The organism is Phocaeicola sp. RTP21198st1_B8_RTP21198_201120 (genome assembly GCF_040929485.1).
In the GTDB taxonomy this organism is placed as follows: domain Bacteria; phylum Bacteroidota; class Bacteroidia; order Bacteroidales; family Bacteroidaceae; genus Phocaeicola; species Phocaeicola dorei.
In genome coordinates this window covers 1-8,658 of the sequence record NZ_JBCOCI010000122.1, presented here as the reverse complement: position 1 = coordinate 8,658, position 8,658 = coordinate 1, and the positions used below count along the sequence as shown (strand labels likewise).

Here is an 8,658-nt window from a genome sequence, read left to right as displayed (position 1 = left end):
CAATCTTTTTTTTCTCTTTTCTTGTTTATATTATCAAATATTCCTCTATCTTCGCAATAAATTGATAAAATTCCAACTATGAAATATTATAAATTCATCTATTTTTTAGCCTTCGTCCTTGGAATATCAACATGGGCACAGGCACAAAGCACTCCTTGTACCGGAAATACATATAGTACAAATGCAGACTTCTTCCGTGCCTCGGCATCAGCTCAGAGCGGTGACGCCACTGCCTCCAAAAAGAAGGCGATCATTACAGCCCGTACCGCAATAACTAACCAGATCAAGGCAAAAGCAGAAATGGCTGCCAAGTCTCAAAATAAATTCGGTAATGCAGAATGGGAACAATTTTTAGATCTGATCCAAATGGTTACCCAGCAAGAGGCTGCTAACTTAAAAGTAATTTGTGAAAACAGCCGACAGAACGGTGGTAAATATAAAACAGACGTTGTAGTAGAATTGCCCAAAGCAGGAGTTCTGTCCACAATCATCAACCAAATAAAAAGTGATGATAAATTAAAAGGACTTTTTGAAGAAAGCAAGTTTAAGCAAGCGTTTTAAAACCATTTGAATCCTTCAGAGGGGTCCATGTGGTTTGAACAGAAAAACCAATTACATCAACCTAATCTTGACAAATTTATGGAAAAGTTGTACGATTACCTTCCCCAGCAATTGGTTACTTTCATTCTAGTAACATTGTTCTCTTTACTCATCGGTTTATCCCAACGGAGAATCAGTCTGAGACGAGAAGGGGAAACTACGCTTTTCGGCACAGACCGGACTTTTACTTTTATCGGTATTTTGGGATATCTCCTCTATATACTTGATCCTAAGGAAATGCATTTATTTATGGGAGGCGGGATAATTTTAGGCATATTACTGGGTATCAATTATTATGTCAAGCAATCCCAGTTCCACGTGTTTGGAGTGACAACAATCATCATCGCTCTTATCACCTATTGTATGGCTCCTATCATAAGTACACAGCCTTCCTGGTTTTATGTCATGATGGTAGTCACCGTGCTTCTTTTCACAGAAATGAAACACACCTTTACCGAACTTGTACAACGGATGCAAAATGATGAAATGATAACACTGGCAAAATTTCTGGCTATCAGCGGTATCATTTTGCCCATGTTACCCAAGGAACCTCTTATACCGGGTATCAATCTCACTCCATACACCATTTGGCTGGCTACTGTAGTCGTATCGGGCATCTCCTATTTATCCTACCTGCTGAAACAATATGTTTTCCGCGAATCAGGCACTCTAGTTTCGGGTATTATCGGTGGTCTGTATAGCAGCACCGCTACCATTTCCATCCTTGCCCGCAAATGTAAACGGATACAAACGCATGAAATACCGGAATATGTATCTGCCATGATGCTTGCTATCAGCATGATGTTCTTGCGTTTCATGATTTTGATCCTTATATTCAGCACTTCCATCTTTCTGGATATCTACCCCTATCTGCTCATCATGTCTGTAACCGCCGCCGGCATCGGTATATTCATCCATAAAAAGCATACTATAAAAGGCGAGCGCGAAGTTATTGAGGAGCCGGAAACGGAAAGTAATCCGCTGGAATTCAAAGTCGCTCTGATCTTTGCTTTATTATTCGTAGTATTTACATTTCTGACTCACTATACATTAATTTATGCAGGAACAGGAGGTTTGAGTATTCTCTCCATTGCAGCAGGATTAAGTGACATCACCCCTTTCATACTTAACCTGTTACAAGGCGGAAGCATTCCAGCAACTATCGTAGGAGCCTGCATCATGCAAGCTATCATCAGCAACATTGTGGTGAATATGTTCTATGCCATATTTTTTTCCTCCCGCAGAAAAGAAATACTGCCTTATGTATGGAAAGGATTCCTCACTGTCATTGGGATAAACGCTGTACTATTACTCATCTATTACTTCTAAATTATATTCTCATAAAAAAGCATATGCGGATAACAGGATTTAAATCCCTATCAGAAGAGTAGAATATAAGCCAATGAACTAATACTAATCACTGCCCAAAGAGCAACACCTTGAACCAGAGGTTTCATACCGACTTGCTTCAGTACATCCATAGACAAGGAAGCTCCAATAAAAAACATGGTAATAATCAATCCCTTACGTGCCAGTCCAGAAACGGCCTGCCCGAATTGAGGTACACCATCCAACACATAAGTATTCAGAACGATAGCTACAACGAAATAAAGGATAAACCAAGGAATGCTTACTTTCTTACCACTCCCCTTGAAAATAAAAGATGTAGCGAATGCCAAAGGAATAATCCAAAGGGCACGGGTCAGTTTAATTGTAGTCGCCACTTTCAACGCTTCTTCACCGTATGCCGCACCTGCACCCACCACAGAACTCGTATCATGAATAGCAATAGCTGCCCAAGTACCAAACTGTTGTTGATCTAACCCAAACGTATGACCTAACACCGGAAAAATGAACAAAGCGATAGCATTCAATACAAAGATAGTAGCCAAAGCCACAGACATCTCACTATCTTTAGCTTTCAATACAGGCCCCACAGCAGCAATAGCGCTCCCCCCACAAATTGCAGTACCTGAACTGATAAGGTAAGCCGTATCACGGTCTACCTTCAAAAGTTTACGCCCTATAAACATACCTATAATCATTGTACCGATTACAGAAATGATCGTAAATTCCATTCCTTCCTTGCCGGAAGCCAAAGAAGCCTGAAGATTCATACCGAACCCCAATCCCACTACAGAATATTGCAACAAATATTTAGAAACCTTTTTATTGAATTTAGGATGGGCCTGTCCGCAAACTAATGCAAATATCAACCCCAGAAATAAAGATACGGGTGGAGTGACCCACCGGGAAAATGGAGCCAATACCGGAATATAGTCCATCAATAAAAAGACCGTTAACGTGGAAAGCAAGCCTACATAAATAATTTTGTTGTTTTGCTGTAAAGCTGTTACTGAAATCATATATTTTACTTTTTAACATTATTTCTCTATTTCGAGGTGCAAAGGTAGTATATGTTTCAATAACAATCTAATCGTTTTTAATTATAGGTTATAACTTTTCCTTATAATGATTGGCAAACTGCATGAACAGAGTCGGAAGCCCTGTATCCTGCCCTTGCAATTGGACAAAATCAAATTCACGAAACATCACCAGGTCTTTTATATCCAATACTTTAAACTTTCCTGAATACAGTTCTTTATTAATAGACCGGATAGACAAAATCCCCATGCACTCACTATTTTCCAAAAATAATTTAATGCTTTCTGTACTCCCCAGGTGCATACGGATAGTAAGGTCCGATAACTTTATGTTGTGTTTATGCAAAGCGGTAATCAATACATCCAATGTTCCCGAACCTCTTTCACGAAGCACAAGAGGAACTTCTTTCAATTCATCCAAAGTTATCTCATCATAATCCATCCACTTACTACGAGTATGGACGATAGCCACCAGCTCATCTTGCAGAAAAGGAGTATATTTCAAATTAGGTTGCCGGGTATTGCCCTCTACCAATGCCAAATCTATGCGATGTTCTTGCAATGCCTTTTCCACCTCAGAGGAGTTCCCGCTGAAAAGTGATAAAGACACTTGCGGAAACTTCTCGATGAAACGAGCCAGCAAGGGAGGAAGCACATATTGGGCAATTGTAGTACTGGCTCCCAAGCGTAACTCACCGGTATGCTCATTACGTAATAAGTTCATCTCGTACTCCAAGCGTCCGTAATCTTCCAAAATTTTCTCACAATGTTCCAACAACAACCTGCCTGCATCAGTCAGCAAGATCTTGTTACCCATTCGCTCAAAAAGGCGCGTCTGGTACATCGTTTCCAATTCCTGAATATGCTTGGTTATAGCCGGCTGGCTGATAAACAGCTCCTGCGAAGCCTTTGTAAAGCTGAGATTTTTCGCAACACTACTGAATACTCTTAACCTGAAATCAGACATGTTTTTTAATGATTATAGTTCGTCTGCTTTAATTCCTAACGACTGTAAAACTGCGAATCCAAACATCTCCCACTGATAAGCCACTTCACAGGCTGGAGGATTCATGCCGAATACTGTCATTTTTTCTTTTCCGTCCACCTTATTTAATATAGCAGGAACTTTATCCCCATATTCTTCTTCGGCAGGGACAATAATTACCCGTTTCACCTCTTTTGCATCAACCACCACTCTCAAAGACTCTAGAAACAACTCTTCGCGACTAGCCATATCCGACGGTTCGAAAGAATAAAGTACAAACTCTCCCAACTGGCTTTTGAAAGCCACGTTATTTAATTCCTTTTCCAAATCCGACGGCTGAAAAGCATCCATTTTCTTACTTTCCTCGTCATAAATAAATAATACCTGAACTGCATTCTCCCCCAAGGGTATTCCACTATCCAGTGACAGACATTCCAACAACACCGGCAAATCCGCTTTCGGCAACTTACGCCCCACCACGTCACCAAAATGTTTGGATAAATCACCCGCCACCCTATCTACATAGGCTACATCCACCAGAATTACAGTATCTGCAAACTTTATTTCATTTGTCATCTCGTTTTCATTTTATGATTTCGATGCTAAGATAGCAATTATCATCTGCCTGCAAAAAGAGTTATCTGCCTTTTTGTGTGCAATTCGGACTTTTTTTCATTTAAAAGCCGGAAAGCCTGTCATTTTGTCTTCTTATTTTACTTCATTAGCTTTCTTTTTCTTTTTGGCAAACTATTTGACGATTATCAAATGAAATCGCAAAAGCCACTGAACAAAGCAGTGACAGTTACGTTTTCAATAGGTATTTGAATAATATTTAGAAAGGAGATACAATATGAATTTTAACAACTTCACAATTAAATCACAGGAGGCAGTGCAACAAGCGGTGAACGTAACTCAAGCCCGCGGACAGCAAGCTATCGAGCCTGTGCATCTGTTGGCCGGAGTACTGAAAGTAGGTGAAAACGTCACCAACTTCATTTTCCAGAAATTGGGAATGAACGCCCAGCAGATCGCATTGGTCATCGACAAGCAAATTGACTCGCTGCCTAAGGTTTCGGGAGGAGAACCTTACCTTAGCCGTGAAAGCAACGAGATATTACAAAGAGCCGTACAGTATTCCAAAGAGATGGGTGACGAATTCGTTTCACTGGAAGCTATTATCCTGGCCTTATTGAATGTAAAGAGTACTGTCGCTACCATATTGAAAGACGCGGGAATGACAGACAAAGAGCTGCGCTCCGCCATAGCAGAACTACGTAAAGGTGAAAAAGTAACTTCACAATCCAGTGAAGACACTTATCAATCCTTAAGCAAATATGCCATTAATTTGAATGAGGCTGCCCGCAGCGGAAAACTTGATCCGGTTATCGGGCGTGATGAAGAAATACGTAGAGTATTACAAATATTAAGCCGCCGTACCAAGAATAATCCGATTTTAATTGGTGAGCCGGGTACTGGTAAGACCGCCATTGTTGAAGGTTTGGCACACCGTATCATCCGAGGTGATGTACCCGACAATTTGAAGAACAAACAAATCTTCTCATTGGATATGGGCGCACTGGTTGCTGGAGCCAAATACAAAGGTGAATTTGAGGAACGTCTGAAATCTGTTGTCAATGAAGTGGTCAAAGCCGAAGGCAGCATCATCCTGTTTATCGATGAAATCCATACCTTGGTCGGAGCCGGTAAAGGTGAAGGTGCCATGGATGCCGCCAATATATTGAAACCCGCCTTGGCCCGTGGTGAGCTCCGCAGCATCGGAGCCACTACTTTGGACGAATATCAGAAATACTTCGAAAAGGACAAGGCATTGGAACGCCGGTTCCAAACTGTTATGGTAGCCGAACCGGACACGCTGAGCACCATCTCTATTCTTCGTGGATTGAAAGAACGTTACGAAAACCATCACAAGGTACGTATCAAAGATGAAGCCATCATTGCCGCTGTAGAATTGAGTAACCGTTACATTACCGAACGTTTCCTTCCGGACAAGGCTATTGATCTGATGGATGAAGCTGCTGCCAAATTGCGTATGGAACGTGACTCTGTGCCTGAAGAACTAGATGAAATCTCACGTCACCTGAAACAACTGGAAATTGAACGTGAGGCCATCAAACGTGAAAAAGACGAGTCCAAATTACAACAGCTGAATAAAGAGATTGCCGAACTGAAAGAACAGGAAACCTCTTACAAAGCCAAATGGCAGAGTGAAAAGGAACTGGTCAACAAGATTCAGCAAAACAAGCAGGAAATAGAACAATTGAAATTTGAAGCCGAGAAAGCGGAACGTGAGGGAGATTACGGTAAAGTGGCCGAAATCCGTTATGGAAAATTACAGGCTTTAGAGAACGAGATTAAGGATATCCAAGAAGACCTGAAACACAAGCAGGGTGACAGTGCCATGATAAAGGAAGAAGTTACCGCTGAGGACATTGCCGATGTTGTTTCACGGTGGACAGGGATACCTGTTAACAAGATGCTGCAAAGCGAACGTGACAAATTGCTTCATCTGGAGCAAGAATTACATTTGCGTGTGGTAGGTCAGGATGAAGCCATAGCAGCCGTATCCGATGCCGTACGCCGTAGCCGTGCCGGATTACAGGATCCGAAACGTCCGATAGGTTCATTCATCTTCCTGGGTACTACCGGTGTAGGTAAGACAGAACTTGCCAAAGCATTGGCCGACTACCTGTTTGATGACGAGAGTCTGATGACGCGTATCGACATGAGCGAATACCAGGAGAAACACTCTGTATCTCGCCTGATCGGAGCGCCTCCCGGATACGTAGGTTACGATGAAGGCGGTCAGTTGACAGAAGCCGTCCGACGCAAACCATACTCTGTGGTATTATTTGATGAAATAGAAAAAGCACATCCCGATGTGTTCAATATTCTGCTGCAAGTTTTGGACGACGGACGTCTGACTGACAACAAGGGACGTACGGTAAACTTCAAGAATACGATTATCATCATGACTTCCAACCTGGGCAGCGCATACATTCAAAGCCAGTTCGAAAAGATTAATGACGAGAATCGCGAAGTGGTGATTGAAGAGACGAAGAAAGAGGTAATGTCCATGTTGAAAAAAACGATACGACCGGAGTTTCTGAACCGTATAGATGAAACAATTATGTTCTTGCCTTTGAACAGAGAAGAGATAGAACAGATTGTGATGTTACAAATCAACGGTATCAAGAATATGCTGGCCGGCAACGGCATTACTTTGGAAATGACCGATGAGGCCGTCCGTTTCATTGCCAGCACAGGCTATGATCCCGAATTCGGCGCCCGTCCTGTGAAACGTGCCATCCAGCGCTATTTGCTGAATGATTTGTCCAAAAAACTATTGTCACAGGAAGTAGACCGAAGCAAACCGATTATCGTAGAAACAGCTGGTGACGGATTAAAATTCCGCAACTAGAATGTTACAAACAGCCAGGAAAGATAAGATCTTATCTTTCCTGAGTAAAGGGGGGCTCATCACTTGTAAGATATACAATCTTCCACCTGCAACATTACTAATCTTACAGCCCACGCATTAGTAACGTGTCACCCCACACGTTACTAACTTTCCGGCATGCACATTACTAACCTCTCAAACGTCCTGTTCTTTTCTGAAAAGAACAAGGTCTTTAAAAAAAAGAACAAGACGTTTTCATTGAAAGAACAAGAGCTTTTTAAAATTTGACCTGTTGTTTTTTCCATAATGGCATCTACATGCCGAAACTCCTTATTTTTCCTTCAGATCTTTCAGCTACTCCGCAAACACCCTGCCCGCCGACATTCCGGCTGAAAGATATACATCGCGAAATGTTTCAGCCGAAAAATATCCTTCAGGAAAAACGATTCCCTGAGAATCAGAGAAACACCGATTCGGCTGAAGGATTCCAATCCCCGACTGAAGCATTCCCGAACCCAATCCTTCAGCCGAAATGCCCACGAACAAGGCGTTTGCGGGAAGTCTGAAGGATTTGAAGGATTTTTCAGGGTATCCTTTATAGAGCACGATCTATGATCATATTCCACTGAAAGAAATAAGATATCCTACTTCTTTTACCAATAATGCCGATGAACAAAAAGCCCGTCAAGCAGATTGTAAACTGCTTGACGGGCTTTTCCCCTTCGCTTTATTTCAATTATTCAGCAGCAGCTTCTTCCACTTTGTCGGCAGATTCTGCCGGAGCTTCTACAAATTCAGTAATACCATTGTTTACCAAAATATTGTACCATGAAATCAGTTTCTTGATATCCCCGTTATGAACACGGTCACGATCATAATTTGGCAAAATTTCTGCAAAATAAGCATGCAACTCATCGGCTGATGCTTTTTTATAATTGATAGAAGCAACCGCTCCATTCTCTTTCTTCTTTACCGCTTCCAGCACTTCGCTCAAAGGCACTTCTTCCGCATCTGTGTACATAGCAATATCCGCCAATGAGATAACTTTGTCATGAGCATAAGCAGGAACTCTTTTCTTAGCTGCGTCAACTGTTTCTACAATCAACATGTTCTTTCCTTGAGAAATCAATTTATATAATCCCGGTTTGCCCGCGATTGATAAAATGGTCTTTAACATACTATTCTATTTTATATTTATGGTTTGAGGAAGCAAAAGTACAATTCACCAATGAAACTCCCAAATTTATAGTATGAATTTTTCGGTTTTTAAT

At 41.5% G+C, this 8,658-nt stretch carries 7 protein-coding genes; 3 read left to right on the top strand and 4 right to left on the bottom strand.

What is annotated here, in order from left to right; all coding sequences use genetic code 11:
- Nucleotides 1–78 precede the first annotated feature (78 nt).
- Together AB5935_RS22705 and AB5935_RS22700 are read left to right on the top strand one after the other, a co-directional pair.
- Nucleotides 79–561: a hypothetical protein gene (locus AB5935_RS22705; protein WP_007833229.1), complete on the top strand. Its 483-nt coding sequence runs from the start codon at nt 79–81 to the stop codon at nt 559–561.
- A gap of 78 nt (nt 562–639) precedes the next feature.
- Nucleotides 640–1,929, top strand: coding sequence for an MgtC/SapB family protein (locus tag AB5935_RS22700; RefSeq protein ID WP_007850279.1), 1,290 nt, complete (start codon nt 640–642; stop codon nt 1,927–1,929).
- 50 nt (nt 1,930–1,979) lie between these two features.
- Here AB5935_RS22700 and AB5935_RS22695 read toward each other — a convergent pair whose 3' ends face one another.
- From AB5935_RS22695 to AB5935_RS22685, 3 genes are all read right to left on the bottom strand, one after another.
- Nucleotides 1,980–2,966 (bottom strand): YeiH family protein, encoded by a 987-nt coding sequence (locus AB5935_RS22695; RefSeq protein ID WP_007833221.1) that lies wholly within the window; start codon nt 2,964–2,966, stop codon nt 1,980–1,982.
- A gap of 88 nt (nt 2,967–3,054) precedes the next feature.
- A complete protein-coding gene (locus AB5935_RS22690; protein WP_007833219.1) occupies nt 3,055–3,951 on the bottom strand; it encodes a LysR substrate-binding domain-containing protein in 897 nt (298 codons plus the stop codon).
- A 12-nt stretch (nt 3,952–3,963) separates the two neighbouring features.
- Nucleotides 3,964–4,545 (bottom strand): DUF6621 family protein, encoded by a 582-nt coding sequence (locus AB5935_RS22685; protein ID WP_007850281.1) that lies wholly within the window; start codon nt 4,543–4,545, stop codon nt 3,964–3,966.
- Nucleotides 4,546–4,819: 274 nt separating this feature from the next.
- Here AB5935_RS22685 and clpB point away from each other — a divergent pair, with 274 nt between their 5' ends.
- Entirely contained in the window at nt 4,820–7,408 is a 2,589-nt protein-coding gene (gene clpB / locus AB5935_RS22680) for an ATP-dependent chaperone ClpB (RefSeq protein WP_007833214.1), read from the top strand.
- A 715-nt stretch (nt 7,409–8,123) separates the two neighbouring features.
- On the opposite strand, the gene AB5935_RS22675 is transcribed toward clpB, so the two are convergent.
- The gene (locus AB5935_RS22675; protein ID WP_007844300.1) at nt 8,124–8,564 is read right to left on the bottom strand and encodes a DUF5606 domain-containing protein; all 441 of its coding nucleotides are present in this window, start codon (nt 8,562–8,564) and stop codon (nt 8,124–8,126) included.
- Nucleotides 8,565–8,658: the final 94 nt, after the last annotated feature.

Excerpts from the sequence above, each read along its gene's own strand:
- clpB (WP_007833214.1), top strand. The coding sequence starts at position 4,820 with ATGAATTTTAACAACTTCACAATTAAATCACAGGAGGCAGTGCAACAA.
- AB5935_RS22685 (WP_007850281.1), bottom strand. The coding sequence starts at position 4,545 with ATGACAAATGAAATAAAGTTTGCAGATACTGTAATTCTGGTGGATGTA.
- AB5935_RS22695 (WP_007833221.1), bottom strand. The coding sequence starts at position 2,966 with ATGATTTCAGTAACAGCTTTACAGCAAAACAACAAAATTATTTATGTA.
- AB5935_RS22675 (WP_007844300.1), bottom strand. The coding sequence starts at position 8,564 with ATGTTAAAGACCATTTTATCAATCGCGGGCAAACCGGGATTATATAAA.
- AB5935_RS22705 (WP_007833229.1), top strand. The coding sequence starts at position 79 with ATGAAATATTATAAATTCATCTATTTTTTAGCCTTCGTCCTTGGAATA.
- AB5935_RS22700 (WP_007850279.1), top strand. The coding sequence starts at position 640 with ATGGAAAAGTTGTACGATTACCTTCCCCAGCAATTGGTTACTTTCATT.
- AB5935_RS22690 (WP_007833219.1), bottom strand. The coding sequence starts at position 3,951 with ATGTCTGATTTCAGGTTAAGAGTATTCAGTAGTGTTGCGAAAAATCTC.